Annotated in this window: 15 protein-coding genes and 1 pseudogene; 9 read left to right on the top strand and 7 right to left on the bottom strand. The window is 57.8% G+C overall.

Features of this window, described 5'->3' with window-relative positions; genetic code table 11:
• Positions 1-9: 9 nt before the first annotated feature.
• Together QPL95_RS11980 and QPL95_RS11975 are read right to left on the bottom strand one after the other, a co-directional pair.
• Positions 10-3,120: an efflux RND transporter permease subunit gene (locus QPL95_RS11980; RefSeq protein WP_303291197.1), complete on the bottom strand. Its 3,111-nt coding sequence runs from the start codon at positions 3,118-3,120 to the stop codon at positions 10-12.
• Positions 3,121-3,132: 12 nt separating this feature from the next.
• Complete coding sequence (locus QPL95_RS11975) at positions 3,133-4,275, bottom strand: efflux RND transporter periplasmic adaptor subunit (RefSeq protein WP_303291250.1); 1,143 nt, start codon at positions 4,273-4,275, stop codon at positions 3,133-3,135.
• A gap of 191 nt (positions 4,276-4,466) precedes the next feature.
• Between QPL95_RS11975 and QPL95_RS11970 the strand changes: the two genes are divergently transcribed.
• Positions 4,467-5,243 (top strand): IclR family transcriptional regulator, encoded by a 777-nt coding sequence (locus QPL95_RS11970; RefSeq protein ID WP_011786904.1) that lies wholly within the window; start codon positions 4,467-4,469, stop codon positions 5,241-5,243.
• A 2-nt stretch (positions 5,244-5,245) separates the two neighbouring features.
• Positions 5,246-5,749 carry a DnaJ domain-containing protein gene (locus QPL95_RS11965; RefSeq protein ID WP_303291196.1) on the top strand — a complete coding sequence of 168 codons (504 nt, stop codon included), beginning with the start codon at positions 5,246-5,248 and terminating at the stop codon, positions 5,747-5,749.
• Here the strand turns inward: QPL95_RS11965 and QPL95_RS11960 are convergent, their stop codons facing one another.
• Entirely contained in the window at positions 5,750-6,553 is an 804-nt protein-coding gene (locus QPL95_RS11960; RefSeq protein WP_368389747.1) for a secretin N-terminal domain-containing protein, read from the bottom strand. It abuts the gene before it with no gap.
• 366 nt (positions 6,554-6,919) lie between these two features.
• Between QPL95_RS11960 and QPL95_RS11955 the strand changes: the two genes are divergently transcribed.
• On the top strand, positions 6,920-7,972 hold the full coding sequence (locus QPL95_RS11955; protein ID WP_303291195.1) for a 3-deoxy-7-phosphoheptulonate synthase: 1,053 nt from the start codon (positions 6,920-6,922) through the stop codon (positions 7,970-7,972).
• Here the strand turns inward: QPL95_RS11955 and QPL95_RS11950 are convergent.
• Entirely contained in the window at positions 7,917-8,588 is a 672-nt protein-coding gene (locus QPL95_RS11950) for a LysE family transporter (protein WP_303291194.1), read from the bottom strand. The genes QPL95_RS11955 and QPL95_RS11950 overlap by 56 nt on opposite strands.
• A 165-nt stretch (positions 8,589-8,753) precedes the next feature.
• Here QPL95_RS11950 and QPL95_RS11945 point away from each other — a divergent pair, with 165 nt between their 5' ends.
• Entirely contained in the window at positions 8,754-10,193 is a 1,440-nt protein-coding gene (locus QPL95_RS11945) for a dihydrolipoyl dehydrogenase (RefSeq protein ID WP_303291193.1), read from the top strand.
• A 34-nt stretch (positions 10,194-10,227) separates the two neighbouring features.
• Here QPL95_RS11945 and QPL95_RS11940 read toward each other — a convergent pair whose 3' ends face one another.
• Complete coding sequence (locus QPL95_RS11940; protein ID WP_303291192.1) at positions 10,228-10,503, bottom strand: DUF2061 domain-containing protein; 276 nt, start codon at positions 10,501-10,503, stop codon at positions 10,228-10,230.
• A 224-nt stretch (positions 10,504-10,727) separates the two neighbouring features.
• On the opposite strand from QPL95_RS11940, the gene QPL95_RS11935 reads away from it, so the two are divergent.
• The 5 genes and pseudogenes from QPL95_RS11935 (at position 10,728) to QPL95_RS11915 (ending at position 14,960) form a co-directional block, all read left to right on the top strand.
• Positions 10,728-11,201 (top strand): Dps family protein, encoded by a 474-nt coding sequence (locus QPL95_RS11935; protein WP_303291191.1) that lies wholly within the window; start codon positions 10,728-10,730, stop codon positions 11,199-11,201.
• A gap of 157 nt (positions 11,202-11,358) precedes the next feature.
• On the top strand, positions 11,359-13,035 hold the full coding sequence (locus QPL95_RS11930) for a choice-of-anchor I family protein (RefSeq protein ID WP_303291190.1): 1,677 nt from the start codon (positions 11,359-11,361) through the stop codon (positions 13,033-13,035).
• Positions 13,036-13,362: 327 nt separating this feature from the next.
• A pseudogene (locus QPL95_RS11925) lies at positions 13,363-13,970 on the top strand (DUF2057 family protein).
• A gap of 32 nt (positions 13,971-14,002) precedes the next feature.
• On the top strand, positions 14,003-14,215 hold the full coding sequence (locus tag QPL95_RS11920) for a hypothetical protein (RefSeq protein WP_303291189.1): 213 nt from the start codon (positions 14,003-14,005) through the stop codon (positions 14,213-14,215).
• A complete protein-coding gene (locus QPL95_RS11915; protein WP_303291188.1) occupies positions 14,193-14,960 on the top strand; it encodes a porin in 768 nt (255 codons plus the stop codon). The genes QPL95_RS11920 and QPL95_RS11915 overlap by 23 nt, the downstream gene beginning before the upstream one ends.
• Before the next feature lie 91 nt (positions 14,961-15,051).
• Here QPL95_RS11915 and QPL95_RS11910 read toward each other — a convergent pair whose 3' ends face one another.
• A complete protein-coding gene (locus QPL95_RS11910) occupies positions 15,052-16,176 on the bottom strand; it encodes an NAD(P)/FAD-dependent oxidoreductase (RefSeq protein WP_303291187.1) in 1,125 nt (374 codons plus the stop codon).
• Positions 16,176-17,489: a cyclopropane-fatty-acyl-phospholipid synthase family protein gene (locus QPL95_RS11905; protein ID WP_303291186.1), complete on the bottom strand. Its 1,314-nt coding sequence runs from the start codon at positions 17,487-17,489 to the stop codon at positions 16,176-16,178. Before QPL95_RS11905 ends, QPL95_RS11910 begins: the two co-directional genes overlap by 1 nt.
• Positions 17,490-17,628 lie beyond the last annotated feature (139 nt).

The raw sequence follows: 17,628 nt of genomic DNA, 5'->3' as shown, positions 1-17,628 counted from the left end.
GGCTGGGGGCTAACCCCCAGACGATTTCCGCTTTCCGGTCAGGCCCACGACAAACACGTAGAACAGCGGTACAAAGAAGACCGCCAGGACGGTCGCAGCCAGGGTGCCACCGACCACCGCGGTACCGATGGCATGCTGGCTGGCGCTGGAAGCGCCGCTGGCGATGGCCATGGGCAGTACCCCGAAGATGAACGCCAGCGAGGTCATGATGATCGGCCGCAGGCGCAGGCGGGCGGCCTCGGCGGTGGCCTGCAGCAGCGGCTTGCCTTCCTGCTCATACAGCTGTCGGGCAAATTCCACGATCAGAATGGCGTTCTTGGCGGCCAGTCCCATGGTGGTCAGCATGCCCACCTGGAAGAACACATCGTTGGACAGGCCCCGGGCCATGGTGGCCAGAACCGCGCCAAGCACGCCGAGTGGCACCAGCATGATCACCGCAAACGGAATTGACCAGCTTTCATACAGGGCCGCTAAACACAGGAACACCACCAGGATCGACAGCAGGTACAGCATCATCGCCTGGTTGCCGGCCTGTTTTTCCTCGAACGACAGACCGGTGTATTCCAGACCCAGGCCCTGGGGCAGGTCGGCGGCAATGCGTTCCAGTGCGGCCATGGCATCGCCAGTGCTGTAACCGTTAGCCGGAGCGCCCTGAATTTGCGTAGCGGGCACGCCCTGATACCGCTGCAGGCGCGGCGAACCGTACACCCACTCGCCGGTGGCGAAGGCGGCAAAGGGCACCATCTCACCCTGGGCGTTGCGCACAAACCATTTGTCGAAGTCTTCCGGTGCCAGTCGTGAATCCGGTTTGCCCTGCACATAGACTTTCTTTACCCGGCCGTTGTGCAGGAAGTCGTTCACATAGCTCGAACCCCAGGCGGCAGACATGGTGGCATTGATGTCGGCAATGGACACCTGCAACAGCCGGGCTTTTTCGTCATCGATGATCACCTGGTATTGGGGCTCGTCCGGCAGGCCGTTGTGGCGCACCATGTTCAGCTCCGGCGCGGCATTGGCTCTGCTGATAAACTCATTGGTGGCGGCCATCAGGGCGTGGTGGCCGATAGCTCCGTTGTCTTTCAGGTAGAGGTCAAAGCCGGTGGCGTTGCCGAGCTCCAGAATGGCCGGTGGCACAATCGGGAACACGATGGCGTCTTTGATCTGGGCGAACCTTGCCCCGGAGCGACCCGCGAGGGCGAACACGCTCTGGGCAAAGCTTTCCCGGTCAGCAAAGGGCTTCAGGTCCACGAACAGAATACCGGAGTTCTGGCCACGGCCGGCGAAGTTGAAGCCCCGCACAGACATCACGCTCTTGACCACCTCGGACTCTTCTTCCAGCAAATAATTTCCAGCTTCTGCCAGTACGGCTTCGGTGCGCTCGCCCGTGGCATTGGTGGGCAGCTGCACCATCACAATCATCACGCCCTGATCTTCGTCCGGCAGGAACGCGGTGGGCAGGCCCTTGAACAGGAAGCCCACAGCCACGACCAGCAACAGGTACACGCCCATGAAGCGGCCCTTACGTTTGATCAGGTAACTGACGCCTGATTTGTAGCGGTCTGCGCTGCGGTCAAAGGTGCGGTTAAACCAGCCGAAAAAGCCTTTCCTGACGTGCTGGTCGCCGGGTTTCAGCAAGGTGGCGCACAGGGCCGGGGTGAAAATAAATGCCACCAGCACAGAGAACGACATTGCCGAGATGATGGTGACCGAGAACTGCCGGTAGATCACCCCGGTGGCGCCGCCAAAAAAGGCCATGGGCAGGAACACCGCCGAAATCACCAGGCCGATGCCCAGCAGTGCGCCGGAGATCTGGTCCATGGATTTCTTGGCGGCTTCCTTGGGCGACAGCCCCTCTTCTTCCATCAGTCGCTCGACGTTTTCCACTACTACGATGGCGTCGTCCACCAGCAAACCGATGGCCAGGACCATGGCAAACATGGTCATCACGTTGACGGTGAAGCCAAAGGCGTACAGTACGCCAAAGGTAGCCAGCAGAACCACCGGCACCGCCAGTGTGGGAATGATGGTGGCGCGCCAGCTTTGCAGGAACAGGAACATCACCAGGAACACCAGCACCACGGCTTCGATCAGCGTCATGGCGACGGTCTCGATAGACGCCGACACGACCGGTGTGGTGTCGTAGGGGAAGACGATCTCTACGCCTTCAGGCAGAAAGCGTTCCAGTTCTGCCAGGGTTTCTTTTACCCGGCCAGCGGTTTCCAGCTGGTTGGCGCCGGTGGCCAGGCGCAGGGCCATACCGGCTGCCGGCGCGCCGTTGTATTTACCGGTGATGGCGTAGTTCTCGTTGCCCAGATTCACCTCGGCGACCTCGGCCAGGCGCACCTGGGAGCCGTCCGGGTTCACTTTCAGCAGGATGTTTTCGAATTCTTCGGCGGTCTTCATGCGCTGCTTGCCGATAACGGTGGCCTGCAGCTGCACGCCTTCTGCGGTGGGCAGGCCACCGAGCTGGCCGGCAGAGACCTGCACGTTCTGGGCGCGCACCGAATTGATCACGTCCTGCGGGGTCAGCTGGTAGCTGTTGAGTTTTTCGGGGTCGAGCCACAGGCGCATGGCGTACTGGGAGCCGAACAGCAGAAAGTCACCGACGCCCTGGGTTCGCGCAACCGGGTCCTGGATGTTGGATACGATGTAATCGGCCAGGTCGCCCTGGGTGTACTTGCCATCAGGGCTGGTCAGCGCAAAGACGGTGAAGAAGTTCACCTTGTACTTGGATACCCGGATGCCTTGACGCTGCACTTCTTCGGGCAGCAGCGGGTTGGCCAGCTGCAGTTTGTTTTGCACCTGCACCTGGGCGATGTCTGGGTCGGTGCCCTGTTCGAAGGTGGCAATGATGGTCATGCTGCCATCCGAGTTGCTCTCGGAGGAGATGTAGCGCAAGCCGTCCAGGCCGTTGAGCTGTTGCTCGATCACCTGGACCACCGTGTCCTGCACGGTCTGGGCGGAAGCGCCGGGGTAATTCACCGACAAGGCAATCGCCGGCGGGGCGACATCCGGAAACTGGTTAACGGCGAGGTTCTTTACTGCCAGTCCACCGCCGAGCATCAGCATCAGGGCGACGACCCAGGCAAATATGGGGCGTTCGATAAAAAATCGGGGCATGTCCGGAGCTCCTTATTCGGCCTGGGTTGCGAATTCGGTTTGCAGGTCGACATTGGCTGCCGGTGCCGGCTGCACGGGAATGCCCGGCGCCAGGCGCTGAACGCCCTCGGTCACCACCTGTTCACCGGCCTGCAGCCCCTTTTGCACCAGCCAGGCGTTGCCCACGGTGCGTTCGGTTTCGATCTGGCGGACGCTTACGGTGTTGTCCTCGGCCAGCACCCAGACGGTCGGTACGCCGCGGGTATCGCGTGACACCGCTTGCTGGGGCACCAGGATGGCGTTCGGGCGAGTGCCTTCTTCCACCAGCGCGCGAACAAACATACCGGGCAGCAGCTTGCCATCCGGATTCGGGAATTCAGCCCGCAGGGTGACCGAGCCGGTGCCCTCATCGACCACCACTTCGGAGAACTTCAGCAAACCGGTGTGCTGATAGTCCTGGCCGTTCTCCAGCACCAGCGAGACTTCAACAACGTCGTTCTCATCGGCTTCAATCAGCCCGGCTTCGATAGCGCTCTGCAGGTCCAGAAGGCGGGTGACCGGTTGCACGATGTCCACGTAGATCGGGTCCAGTTGGGTGATGGTGGCCATTTCCTGCTGCTGGCCGCTGGTCACCAGAGCGCCTTCGCTGACTCGCGAACGGCTGATCTTGCCGGTGATCGGGGCTTTCACCCGGGTGTAGTTCATGTTGATGCTGGCGGCTTCGTATTCCGCCTCGGCGCTGCGCAGGGCAGCCAGGGCGTCGTCATACTGCTGCTGGCTGATGGAACGGGTGCCCACCAGGTTTTCGTAGCGCTTGGCCAGGTTGCGGGCATTGGTCAGGCTGGCATTGGCCCGGGCCAGGGCGGCCCGGTAGGGAGCGTCATCGATCTGGTACAGCACGGAGCCTTCTTCCACTACGCTGCCTTCAACGAACAGTCGCTCTTCAATAATGCCATTCACCTGCGGGCGAACCTCGGCAGTCCGCCAGGCGCGGGTGCGGCCAGGCAGGGCGGAAGACAGGGCCAGTGGTTGTTCTTCCACTTCATACACCCCCACCTGGGGCGCCGGGCGCTGGTTTTGTTGTTGCGGTGCCGGATCGCTGCATCCGGAAAGTACAAAAATACTGGTCAGCAGCAGCGCCAGCAGGCGGCTGTCGGGCAGGTGTTTGTTTGAAATCACAACGTTGTCCCCGTATGTGGTTGGCTCGGAGGTAATAGGTTCAATGTATTGTATTGCGGGATTGTAACCGTATTGTGATACATAGGAAACTTCGGATTTTACTGCGCCGGGGGCGGGAACCTTGCTTGACATAGCCTGTCTGCGCGCTCGTAATACCGGGTGATCGAAAACCCACGAGTCAGGAATCCATGCAGCAAACAGAAGACACAGGGCACGAAGATCGTCGCCAGGGTGGCATTCAGGTGATTGCCCGGGCGGCGGCGATTATGCGCGAACTCGGAGAGCATCCCGACGGCCTGAGCCTGGCGGAAATCGCCCGGGCCGTGGCCTTGCCCCGCTCTACCATTCAGCGCATTATCGGTGCGCTGGAAGCTGAAGGCTTTGTTGAAATGGTGCGGGCCGAAGGCGGTTACCGGCTTGGGCCCGAGCTCGGGCGCCTGCTTTACCACACCCGGATTGACGTGATTTCCGTGGCTCGTCCCCTGCTGGAAGAACTCAGCCACCAGATTGGTGAAACCCTGGTGTTCTGTGGCGTGGAAGCCAACCAGGTGCTTGTGATCGAGCGCATTGTGGCAGAGCGTGAGCTGCGGGTGGTGCCGGCCATGGGGGTGATTCACGTGCCTTTCCATACCACTGCCGTAGGCAAGGCCCTGTTGGCCAGCATGGAAGACAGCAAGGTTGAAAAAATTCTGCGGGATACTTTGCCGTCGGGTAGCGAAGGCGTGGCAGTTAAGCGCCAGTTGCTGGCAGACCTTGAAAAAATCCGCCAGTCCGGCGTGGCAGAAGATTACGAAGAGTATATGCCGGATATTGCGGCATTCTCAGTGGCGATGGACACTTACCTTGGCCGTTTTGCAGTGGCAGCAATTGTGCCCGTGAGTCGGGCAAGGACGCACCGCGATAAATACCTTGAACCCCTGAAAACCTTCAAGGCGAAGGTTGAAGCCCGAATCGGGGAGAGTTAAGCATGCAGTTGATTCTCGGCCTGGCCCTGGCGGCCGCCGTGTTTGTCATCCTGAAAAAATGGGGTGCGCTATCGCCGGAAGGCCAGAAAGCGGCCATCTGGAAAGTGGTGCTGGTGGCCGGCGGTGCCCTGCTGCTGTTTATGGTGCTGACTGGCCGGGTGCACGTGATCACCGCCGGCATTGCGGCACTGATTCCGCTGTTGAGAAAACTGCCGGCGCTGATGCGCTACGCGCCGATGTTCCGCAAAGCCATGGGTGATTCCTCCGGGCCGGAGTCTTCGGGACAGACCGGTACGGGCGACCAGCGGGCACCGGTTGCCGGCGCCATGACCGAGCGGGAAGCCTGCGATATTCTGGGGGTGACGCCAGGTTGCACCCGTGAAGAGGTGGTGGCTGCCCACCGCAAGCTGATGCAGAAGGTGCACCCGGATCGCGGTGGTAACGATTACCTGGCCGCCAAGCTCAACGAAGCCCGGGACCTGCTGATCGGCAAACGCGGCGCCTGATCAGGGCAGGATATCCACTTTCACATCAATGGACTGGTTCTCCGCCTGATTACCGCTCACCCGGTAGGTAATGCCCTCTCGCTCGTGGACTTCGTGGGTGCGTGTGCCGCCAAGAGAAACCCATTGCCCGGGCTGTACCCGGCGAACCGTCATCAGTGCCTCGGTTTCATAACCGGGCAAGGCGGCCGGGTCTTCTTCGAAAGACACAATGCTGAGTTCGACGGCCTGGTCGGAAATGGCCTGGGGGCTGACGACAAAGCCGCTGCGGGTTTCAACTTGTTCCAGAATCAGGGCCGGGTTACGGCCCCCCTGAATGGCAAATGGCAGGCTGCGCACGTTGCCCGAAGTAATATGAGCAGACTGGCCATCCTGCACTACCAACTGGCGTTCGGTATTTGAATTGGTGCTGATGGTTCGCCGCTCAACCTGCACGTTGGCCTGCCCTCTGGAGATGGATACGCCGCCCCCGGATTGTTTGCCTCCGATGTCTTGCTGGTAGCGCACGCTGATGCGCATCTGTATCGGCGGCACGTCCAGCGTGCTGATCAGCATGCCTATTTCATCGAGTATAAGAGGTTCGCCTCTAGCCACCAGCTGGCGGCCTCTGGCCGTTACCGTGACAGGAGCATCCTGATAAAGGGCGCGTATCTGCTGTGAAACATCGTCTGCCGTCCGGTTGTTGAGCTGATAGATGCGGGTTTCGGGTTCCGCCAGCGCCGCTGCAGAAAACGCGAAAGTCACCATAAACAACATCACCCGCAGAAGCCGGGGCTGAGTTTTTGGGCTTTGCGACTTATTGAGCATGGGAACCTCCACAACCTGATAACGGAAACCCGCCCGAAAAATAAACCGGATTGCGGGTTGCCAATCTGAAAAGCGCGGGTATATAGTAAAAAGCATGAAGACTCTACACACAGCCTGTCAATTGAATGTTCTGAAAGCTTTCGGTGAGAAACTGAAGGCCGCAGGTTCTGCTGTGTATTTTTGGTGGTTTGGTTATGGCTTTTATTTTAGCCAGAGCCCGGGCCGCCCGTAAGATCTTCATCGACCGAACATAACGAGGAAGGCAGCCCGGCAAGCAACCCAGGCTGCCACCGGACTCCAAAAAGCCCCGACTGGTAGCCCAGCCGGGGCTTTTTTGATTCTGACACAGGGAACGGAAACACTGACATGAACATGCCACTGAAGTCTGAAACGCTGGATACGGTATCGTCGACCACTTGCCAGCCTCGCCAGGAAGCGAAGTTGCCCACTGCTGGCGAGCTACGCCAGCAGTTTCCTGCTGGCGAACAACTGACCCGGGCCATTGCCGGCTACCGGGACCAGATCCGCGGCGTGCTCCATGGCCAGGACGACCGTACATTGATCGTGATGGGGCCCTGCTCGATTCATGATGAACAGGCCGCTCTGGATTACGGCACCAGGCTGAAAGCCCTGGCAGATGCGGTGAGTGATCGTTTTATCATCGTGATGCGGGCTTACCTGGAAAAGCCCCGCACTACAGTCGGCTGGAAAGGCTTGTTGTACGATCCGGCCCGCACCGGCGAGGGTGATCTGAAGCAGGGTCTTGAGCGTTCACGCAAACTGTTGCTGGCGCTGTCAGAGCTGGGCCTGCCACTGGCCACCGAAGCCCTGAGCCCGTTCATGATGGACTACCTGGGCGATCTGGTGAGCTGGACCGCCATTGGTGCCCGAACGACCGAATCCCAGATTCACCGGGAAATGGTCAGCGGCCTGGCCATGCCTACCGGCTTCAAGAACGGCACAGATGGCGGCGTAACCGTGGCGACCCATGCCATGAAATCTGCGTCTCACCCCCATCATCATATGGGCATTTCCCATGCGGGTGCGCCGGTGATGATCAACACGGCCGGTAACCCGGACACCCATCTGGTGTTGCGCGGCGGCCGGGGTGTTACCAATTACGACGAACTGAGTATTGCCAAGGCCGTGGCAGAACTGGAGCAAGCCGGGGTGTCCACCGCCGTGATGGTGGACTGCAGTCACGACAACGCCTGCAAGCAGGCAGAACGCCAGATCGACATTGCCCGCAACGTGATGGCCCAGAAGCGCAACGGCAATGCCCACATCAAGGGCCTGATGCTGGAGAGCTTTCTCGAATTTGGCCGCCAGGATGACGGCGACAACCTGACCTACGGCTGCTCCATCACCGATCCGTGCCTGAGCTGGGAGCAGACAGAGGCTCTGATCCGCTCACTGTAGACAACAACAGCTGCCCGGCCAGCAACAGCAGAATGCCGCCCATCAACCTGTCCAGCCAGTGTCCGAACCGGTTAAATCCCCGGCGGACACGGGGGTGGGTGAAGAAGATGGCCACCATGGCAAACCAGAGCCCGGTTGCCAGTGCCATATACAGGCCATAGCCGGCCTGCAGCAGCACCGGTGTGCCGGGGTTGATCACCACCGAAAACAAAGAAACAAAGAACAGTGTGGCCTTGGGGTTAAGCGCGTTGGTTAAAAAACCGAGGCGGAACGCGGCTGGCCCGGTCTGAACTTTGCCACCACTGGTCTGTACATGCATACCGCCCGGTTTTGAGCGCAGGCAGTGCCAGGCAACCCACAACAGATATACGGCACCAATCACCTTCAGCACGGTAAACAGCATCACCGATTGCTGGATAATCAGCCCGATCCCCAGCAACGAATAACCTACGTGCAGCAAAATGCCCAGGCCGATCCCCGTTGCGGTAAAGAGTGCATTGCGTCGCGATTGGGTCAGCGCCTGGCGCAGCATGACCGCAAAATCCGGCCCCGGGCTGGCCACTGCCAGCAGGTGAACCAGTGCCACTGTGAAAAATTCCAGCCAGTAGTTTTGCACCTGTTGTCTCCGTTTTGATGAATCCTGGCCAGAGCGATCGGCCAGCCAGACTGCAAGCATAGGTGGATTTTTTCCCGGTTTCACCTGTCAGGAGTCCGTAAGCTTTCTATACTCGTAACTTAAGTCATCGAAAAACCGGGCAATTTTGGCTCTCAAGGAGGCCTGATGAACAAGCGTGAAGTGGATGTGGCCATTGTTGGCGCCGGCACGGCAGGCATGGTGGCTTACCAGCGGGCACGAAAAAAGACCGACCGGGTGCTACTGGTTGAAGGCGAACAATACGGCACCACCTGCGCGCGGGTGGGCTGCATGCCAAGCAAACTTCTGATTGCGGCTGCAGAACACGCACATGCGGTGAAGCACGCCAGTGAATTTGGTGTGTTGCCGGCAGACGTTCGAATCGACGGGCGACTGGTGATGGAGCGGGTGCGTAGTGAGCGGGACCGGTTTGTTCAGCCGGTGGTGTCGTCCATGGAGTCCCTGCCGGAAGAGCACCGGTTAATGGGGCATGCCCGCTTTGTGGGTGCACACCGTCTGATTGTTGGTGACCACACCGAAGTGCATGCTGACCGCATTGTGATTGCTACCGGCTCCAGGCCCAACATCCCCGGCCTTTTTAAAGACGTTCGTGATCGCCTGGTAGTGAATGACGATATTTTTGACTGGCAGGATCTGCCCGAATCGGTAGCTGTTTTCGGCCCCGGCGTGATCGGGCTGGAGTTGGGCCAGGCCCTGAGTCGGCTGGGTGTTCGGGTGCGCCTGTTTGGCGTGAGTGGCGGTATTGGTGGCCTTCGGGATGAGAAAATACGTGACTATGCCCTGAAAACCTTCAGTGAAGAATTTGCCCTCAGCCCAAAAGCCGACACCAAAAAGGTGGAGCCGTTGGAAAACGGGGTCAGGGTTACCTGGGTGGAAGAGGGCAAGGAGCATCAGGAAACCTTTGACTATCTGCTCGCCGCGACCGGGCGCCGGCCCAACGTGGACAACCTTGATATTCAGAACGCCGGCATAGAACTGGACGACCGCGGCCTGCCGGAGTTTGACCCCTACACCCTGCGCTGCGGCGACAGTCACATCTTTATTGCCGGCGACGTGAACAACCACCGCCCGTTACTGCACGAGGCTGCAGATGAAGGCCGGATTGCCGGCGACAACGCAGGAGCCTGGCCGGACGTGCGTGCCGGTTTGCGTAAAGCGCCGTTGGCGGTGGTGTTTTCCGATCCCCAGATTGCCTCTGTCGGACTGACCATTGATCAGGTAGATGAGAAGTGCCGGGGCGGCTTTGCGGTAGGTGAGGTGAGTTTTGAAAACCAGGGTCGCAGCCGGGTAATCGGTAAAAACCAGGGTTTGCTGAGGGTGTACGGTGAGCATGGCAGTGATTTGTTCATGGGCGCAGAAATGTTCGGCCCGGCGGCCGAGCACATTGCCCATCTTCTGGCTTGGTGCGCCCAAAAACGGATGACGGTCAGTGAAATGCTGGAAATGCCATTTTACCACCCGGTCATTGAAGAAGGACTCAGGACCGCGCTGAAAGACTTGAATCGCAAGTTGCAGGCTGGGCCAGAGCCGGTGGATGGCTGCATGGATTGCGGCCCGGGGGGGTGAGGCCGGGCGCAGTCGCTGACGGTATTGACCTGAGTCAGCAGCTCTGTGCAGGCTCCTGGCGTAAGCTTGTGGCCGCGGCGCTTGCATTTTGCTGGTGCCGGGCCCATATCTTCTCATGGAAGAAGTAAGCCACGGTATTAATCGCCGGCTCTACCATGGCAATCAAGCTGCCGATCAGGATGTCGCCGGTCAGCCAGAAGGCCACAGTAAATGCCACTGTGAAGTGAGTGATCGCAAAGGTGATCGTCTTCAGGAGCGACTGGTCGCCTTTGGCACCGTGATTGTGAATGTACTGTTTCAGTGCACTCATGACCGACTCCGCTTATCCAGGGTTGATGATCTCATTTAAGATCAAACGATAATTATTTCCAAATAGATTGTTTGATGACGAATGATAGTTGCCAGCTATGTAGTATTGGTGGAATCTATGGGTGGTGGCTATCGTTGGTATTAAAGAACTAAACTTCATCCAGGCAGCAGACTGGCTTAGAGTAGAAGTAAGTTTTAAACCCGCAAAGAATCAGGAGGTTCACTATGGGCACTAATTTTATCGGTCTTGATACAGGCAAAACGCAGAAGCTTGCAGATTCCCTGAACGGATTGCTGGCCAACTACCAGATCTTCTACATGAACGTTCGCGGTTATCACTGGAACATCAAGGGTGAGAACTTCTTTGAGCTGCACGCCAAGTTTGAAGAGCTGTACGACGATCTGCTGCTGAAAATTGACGAGGTTGCCGAGCGGGTTCTGACTCTGGGCCATCGCCCTGCCCACGCTTACAGCACGTACATTGAAAAGTCGGATGTTCCGGAGCGAAAGGATGTATCTGATGGCAAGGAGGCGGTTAAAAATATCGTTGAGAGCTTCGGAAAACTGATCGCCAAACAGCGTGAGCTGCTTCACCTGGCGGGTGATGCGGACGACGAGGGTACCTCAGCCCTGATGAGCGATTACATCTCTCAGCAGGAAAAGACGGTGTGGATGTACCGTAGTTATCTGGGGGAATAATCCCGGGCGGTGCACACTTCGAAACGGCGGCTTTTAGAGCCGCCGTTTTTGTAGCAAGAGCATCTTCAAGTTGTCTTTTTTCTGAAGCCATTCTGTCATCTGTTTGCCATAGGTTGAGTCGTCCTATCCATTAAGTCGACACAACCCAGAGGTAAACATGACGCCTCATCACCCCCTCCTTGTTTCTGCCATCCTGGCCTCATCCCTCGGGCTTGGTGCCTGCGCGACCCGTGACCACGTACCCGCAGAGCAAAGCCCGATGATGAAGGGCCTTATTGAACTGAGCGTGCTTGGAAGCCACACGCCCACCGGGAATGTTTTTGATGAAAGCGCGGCTGAAATCCTGGCGCATGATGTTACCCATCAGCGTCTATTCGTCATCAATGCCAATGCAGCCACGATTGATGTTCTGGATATCCGCAATCCGGCTAAGCCTGTGTTGGTGAGTACGATTGACGCAACCCGGGAAGGTGCCTCGGCCAACAGTGTGGCTGTTCATGGCGAGCTTGTTGCCGTGGCCATAGAAGCAGACGTCAAGCAGGACAGCGGGAAAGTGGTGTTCTACCACACCTCGGATCTGAGCAAAGTCGGTGAGGTAGCGGTTGGCGCTCTGCCGGATATGCTCACGTTTACCCAGGACGGCCGTAAAGTGTTGGTGGCGAACGAAGGTGAACCCAAAGGGGACTACAGCTCGGACCCTGAAGGCTCGGTCAGCGTTATCGATGTGTCTGCCGGGGTTGAAAATGCCACGGTCAGAACTGCGGATTTTCGGGCATTTAATGGCCGTGAACAGGCTTTGCGGGAAGCCGGTGTGCGGATATTTGGCCCGGGAGCTTCAGCGGCCCAGGATTTTGAGCCGGAATACATAGCCTTGTCAGAAGATGGCACTCATGCCTGGGTGGCACTGCAGGAAAATAACGCGGTAGCCGTGCTGGATATCGAAAGTGCCAGGATCCTTGATGTGCTGCCGCTGGGTTTCAAAGACCATCGTATGCTGGGCAACGAGCTTGACGCCAGCAACAAGGACGGCTTCATCAATCTTCGCAACTGGCCGGTGAAAGGTATGTACCTCCCGGATTCGATTGCCAGTTACGGCTATAACGGCAAAACCTATTACATCACGGCTAACGAAGGGGACTCTCGGGATTACGATGGCTTCAGCGAAGAATATCGAGTGAAAGACCTGCAGCTGAGCGATGCATTTGGTAATGACACACAGCGCAAGGAACTGCAGGACGAAGCCAACCTTGGCCGCCTGAAAGTCACCTCTACTCTCGGAGTGAGCAATGGATGTGATCTGACCAGCAGTGCTACCGACGTTGAGAAAGACTGCGTATACAGCGAGCTTTACAGCTACGGTGCCCGCTCCTTCTCAATCTGGAACGAGCAGGGGCAGCGGGTATTTGATTCCGGCAACGACTTTGAGCGCATTACCGGCAACCTGATCCCGCAGGGTTTCAACGCCAGCAATGATGAAAATGGCGCCGACGATCGTTCGGATGACAAAGGGCCGGAACCGGAAGCGGTTACTGTGGGTGAAATTCATGGTCAGAACTATGCGTTCATCGGCCTTGAGCGTGTGGGTGGCATCATGGTGTACAACGTGACCAACCCCCAGAACCCGCAGTTTGTGCAGTATCTGAATAACCGGGATTTCTCAGCTGACAAGACGGCGGTGGAAGCCGGCAAGGCCGGCGATCTGGGCCCCGAAGGCCTGGCCTTTATCGCCGCAGAAGACAGCCCTAACGGCCAGCCGATTCTGGCCGTGGGTAACGAGGTGAGCGGTACCACGACACTTTACGGCATTGATGTGGTGGGTGCTTCGGTGAAATAACCGGCCTGCTGTATTGAATAAAACCGCGCCTTCGGGTGCGGTTTTGTTCGTTATGGCCAGAGTCTCGTGAGTTCGAAATACACTTGAGTCTCAAAAAAGCGCTTTTATAACTATCTGTAATAGTCCCGTCATAAGCCCCCTCCATAGTGTCGTCTCAGTTGAGTTAACACCTGTGCCGGGCATGCCCCGGCTTTTTTAACGCCTTGGCGTGGAAGGGATTAACTGAAACCTGTTCTTAACATTCAGTGGTTAGCCTGCTCGCAGAATTTGCCAGTAACCACTCATTGGATTCAGCGCGTGACGAGATTTACACACATTGCCGGTTTGATGATTGCCCTGATGCCGTTGCCAGTTCTGGCCGAGGTGCAGCTGACTCTTGGGCCTTGCGTAGGTGTGAAGGCTGTACAGGGCACTGAGCAGACCGCGTCGTCCGGGCAGGCTCTGATACTGGCAAACGGCACCCGTCAGCTGGTGGTGGAATGCTCCACCGAAATTGGCCGGGAAGAGGTGCTGGAAACCAGTGATGCCTTTGTTGTGCGGTTTGACGCTGCTGATACCGAACTGACCCTGAGCGCGCCGGCCATGGATTCCCGGATCGAGATGGATCGTTTCAATCAGCAGGGCAGCTGACAGACGGTCAGAACCGCGCCGTGGCGTTCACCACCGATGTGCTTGAGAAAGAAGGTTTTCAGCTGGTACGGGACTATGCCCGTGAGCTGGCGGCCTATAACCGTTCCGGTGCTGAAGCCGCAATGACTGCTCCGGCAGCCTCTGCAGGCCTGGCTCCGTTAACCAACCAGGAAGGGTTGCTGCTGGATTCGCAAACCGATCCGGATCAGGAAATGGTCAGCAGGATGCTGCGCTACTGGTATCTGAAAGCTGACGAAAAGACTCGAAAAGAGTGGAACAGCTGGGTTGATTCCAGCAACCAATAATCATCAAACCAAACTGAAAGTGGAGTTGAAAAATGAAGAAGCTTCTTCTGGCTGTTGATGTGTCTTCTATGGCTGCGGGTTCTGTGAATGCAGCGACTGTGTATGAGAAAGACGGTTTCACCTATAAGCTGAATGGTGATTTCCAGGTTCAGTTTCGTCAGGCAACGGGCTTTGATGAGCGGGCCGACGTTGAATATGACGATCTGGAACTGAAAAACTACGTTGCTTACGATCATTGGCAATGACATGACCGCCTTCGGTCGTCTGGACTTCGGCTTCAAAGATGCGGCTGAAAAGGATGAAAACGGCAGCAATCTGGAAGAGGCCTTTGTAGGTTTGAAGTACGGTGTTGCCTCTTTCTCCTTCGGTAAGCAGAACTTCGCCTCCGACGAGTTCGGCATCGAGGAAGCGATCGAAGTTGAGACCATCGATGAAGACCGCTTTGACGACACCGGCACCGATGGCGATGACACCATCCGCATCGACATCGAGCTGGACAATGTTTACATCGCCGCTTCTCACGAAATGAAGACCACCGACGGTGCTTCATCAGGTATTGATGGTGAGTATTACGACCTGTTTGTTGCGACTGAAGTGGCTGGTCTGGAGCTGGCAGCCGCCTATCAGCAGGCCAGAGCCTATGGTACTGCGGAATCCCTTGATACCTGGGGCCTGAGTGCGTCTTATGACTTTGGTTTCATGAATCTCGCAGCCGACTACAGCTCAACTGACGAAGACAGTGTTGAAACGACACAGTACAACGTAGCCGCCGTTTTCGCAGTTGCCAGCACGACAGATGTGGCTGTCGGCATGGGTAACAAAGAAGAAGATAACGCGGATGACATCACCGAGTGGTACGCCAACGTAACCTACAAGTTCCCGGCCGCTAAAAACGTTAGCGTATTCGCTGAAATCGCACAAAGCGATGAAGAGCAGGGTACCGAAGACGCCGACATGGGCTTTCTGGCCGGTATGCGCGTGAAGTTCTAAGCAACACCTCCCAAGCACCAACCACGGTCACACCCACGGTTGGTGTACGGAAACACAAAGGCCGGGCCTCATCGCCCGGCCTTTGTACGTTCTACACAGCCACATCCAGCGGCGGCACCTGCTGGTGCAGGAACCATTTCTCCGTTACCACCTTGCGGGTAAACCAGTGCGAGCGCATTAGCGTGCTGGCGATGGGTTGCTTCAGCCACTCCGGTACCTCAAAACCTTGCTCCTGGTCGGACGCACGATTCCCGAACCTGGCGGCAATCTGTTCGCCATAGCGTTGCAGTGACACAGCAGAGAAGTCTGGTGCGTCGAGAATGACGTTTGCGGCCATCAGGGCGGATTCAATGGCTGGCCTTATGCCTTCACCGCTCTGGGTATAGGCCAGCCCGGCCGCATCGCCGATCAGCATGACGCCGTCATCCACCAGTGGGCGATTGGCGTGGGCATAGAGCAGGTAAGCGTGGCCCTTGAAGCGCCCGGGCAGGTCAGCGGGAATTCGGCCTGACTGCTTCATGTCATCCACGAAGGCTTCCAGGTGGTCGTTCAGCCGGTGGTTGTCTTCCCGCCCCAGACCGATATTCAGAAAGCGGCCCTTGCGGAAGATCCAGGCATAGCCTTTCAAATCCCGGCAGAACCAAAGTTCCGGGGTGTCGCCCCGGGCCTCACAGGCACGGGCCTGCTCCACCGACATCTCGAATTCGACTTCTTTGGCGGCGACCACCGTCTCGTGCTTTCCGGGCCCGCTGCCCAACAGTCTGGCGACCGGGCAAAAATGCCCCCCGGCGCCAATGAGTAGCGGGGCTTGCCATTGCTCGTTGATGGCCCAGTTGCCGTCTTGACGAACGATGGATTTGACCGGGGTACCCAGTTGTTTGGGAGCGCTCACCCGGTCAAGCAGGTAACTGTCGAACTCGCAGCGGCGGATGCCGTAACTGACCACGCCGCCGTGGTCATTCTCCACGGGACTCTGGCCCATCATGCCAATACGGAAACGGCGGATGGGCTGAAGGGTTCTGCCGTGGCTATATTCGCTGGCATCAATGCCCAGGCTGTCCATTACCGCCGGTGTGACCCAGCCTGCACAGGTTTTGTCCCTGGGAAACTCCGCCTTGTCGATAACCAGTATGTGCTTGCCGGAACTCTCCAGTGCCCGTGCAAGGGTAGAGCCTGCAGGACCGGCCCCGACGATGATGGCATCGTAATAGTCCATTACACGCCCTCCGGAGTTGCGGGAAAGGTGTAAAGATCCTGGCGGCTCTGGGGCAGCTGGTTGTTATCACCGTGGGTGAACACCACCTGAAACAGTTGTAGTGAGCCGGCCCTGAAGGCGGCTGTTGAGCCTGCCAGATAGAGCTTCCAGGCTCGGGTGAAGTGTTCATCGTACATTTGGGTGATCTGGTTTTGGTTGGCGGTGAAATTGTCCATCCAGTGGCTCAGGGTCTGGGCGTAATGCAGTCGAAGGTTTTCCACGTCCAGCACGGAAAAATCACCGTGCTCGCAGATTTCCATAAACTCCCCGATGCTGGGTGGGTAGGCCCCGGGAAAGATGCGTTTTTCGATCCAGGCGTTCATCAGCATTGGGCGGTTGCGGCCGATGCTGTGCAGAAGGGCGATGCCCCCGGGTTTCAGGCTTCGTTTGATCAGTTCCGAAAGCGCCGGATAGTTTTCTTTGCCAACGTGCTCCAGCATGCCGATCGAGACAAACGCGTCATACTGGCCCTTGATGTTGCGGTAGTCGTCTTCCACATAGGTGATCAGTTGGCCAAGGCCCTGCTTTTCAGCCTCAGCCCGGGCGTATTCGAGCTGCTCCCGGGAGATATTATAGGAATGCACGGTGACCCCGTAATTGCGGGCCATATAGCGGGCCAGGCCGCCCCAGCCACAGCCTGCTTCAACCACGGTCATGCCCGGCTTCAGGCGGAGCTTACGGCATACATGCTCAAGTTTGGCCAGTTGAGCCTGTTCCAGGGTTTTGGTTGCATCCTCATAGTAGGCACAGGTGTACTGCATTTCGGCACTGTCCAGCCAGAGCTGATAGAACGCATTGCCCAGGTCGTAATGGTGGTGAATGTTCTCTTTGGCTTCGGAGATGCCTGTGGCCCGAGGGTTGTGGTTTTTCCAGAGCGCGTTCAGCCATTTCGGCCATTTTTGCCGGGCGCTGTGAACGGCCCGGTAAAGCGCTTCCATGAAGTCGGTCAGGTCTCCTTCCAGCTCCAGTCTGCCTGCACTGTACAGGTCGCCGAAGGCGAGATTGGGGTTGGCGACCAGCGAATAAAGAGCTTTGGGGTCTGCCAGGGTCAGCGTGAACCGGGGCGTTTGCTGTTCCGGTTCGATGCAGTCGCCATTCCACAGGCGGAACCGCACCGGGGGCGCGCCCGCCATACGCATGAGTTTTCCGATCAGCCAGCGCTCATAGCTATGAGGGTCCCGGTCGGCCTGGCTTCGCTCCAGAGGCAGACTTAACACATTTGACTTGGTGGCTTGTTCCGGGTGATGGGTTCTGCGGACGGTACTCTGTGCCACGGTAGGCTCTCCCTATGTGTTCTGTTTTCCAGGCGGTCCCGAAAGCCAAACTGAGAGTCGCATTGTTGATTCAGTATAGGAAATGATCGGATTTTGTCAGGTTTGGGAGGAAGAAAGGCGGGGAGGGGCGGGGCCGGGC

Source organism: Marinobacter sp. SS5-14b, from assembly GCF_030541005.1.
GTDB lineage: Bacteria > Pseudomonadota > Gammaproteobacteria > Pseudomonadales > Oleiphilaceae > Marinobacter.
This window is presented reverse-complemented; position numbering and strand designations above follow the sequence as displayed.

What these genes read in the sequence shown, in the direction of transcription:
- QPL95_RS11965 (WP_303291196.1), top strand. Translation starts at nt 5,246, where the DNA reads ATGCAGTTGATTCTCGGCCTGGCCCTGGCGGCCGCCGTGTTTGTCATC.
- QPL95_RS11960 (WP_368389747.1), bottom strand. Translation starts at nt 6,553, where the DNA reads ATGCTCAATAAGTCGCAAAGCCCAAAAACTCAGCCCCGGCTTCTGCGG.
- QPL95_RS11970 (WP_011786904.1), top strand. Translation starts at nt 4,467, where the DNA reads ATGCAGCAAACAGAAGACACAGGGCACGAAGATCGTCGCCAGGGTGGC.
- QPL95_RS11910 (WP_303291187.1), bottom strand. Translation starts at nt 16,176, where the DNA reads ATGGACTATTACGATGCCATCATCGTCGGGGCCGGTCCTGCAGGCTCT.
- QPL95_RS11935 (WP_303291191.1), top strand. Translation starts at nt 10,728, where the DNA reads ATGGGCACTAATTTTATCGGTCTTGATACAGGCAAAACGCAGAAGCTT.
- QPL95_RS11945 (WP_303291193.1), top strand. Translation starts at nt 8,754, where the DNA reads ATGAACAAGCGTGAAGTGGATGTGGCCATTGTTGGCGCCGGCACGGCA.
- QPL95_RS11940 (WP_303291192.1), bottom strand. Translation starts at nt 10,503, where the DNA reads ATGAGTGCACTGAAACAGTACATTCACAATCACGGTGCCAAAGGCGAC.
- QPL95_RS11980 (WP_303291197.1), bottom strand. Translation starts at nt 3,120, where the DNA reads ATGCCCCGATTTTTTATCGAACGCCCCATATTTGCCTGGGTCGTCGCC.
- QPL95_RS11930 (WP_303291190.1), top strand. Translation starts at nt 11,359, where the DNA reads ATGACGCCTCATCACCCCCTCCTTGTTTCTGCCATCCTGGCCTCATCC.
- QPL95_RS11955 (WP_303291195.1), top strand. Translation starts at nt 6,920, where the DNA reads ATGAACATGCCACTGAAGTCTGAAACGCTGGATACGGTATCGTCGACC.
- QPL95_RS11920 (WP_303291189.1), top strand. Translation starts at nt 14,003, where the DNA reads ATGAAGAAGCTTCTTCTGGCTGTTGATGTGTCTTCTATGGCTGCGGGT.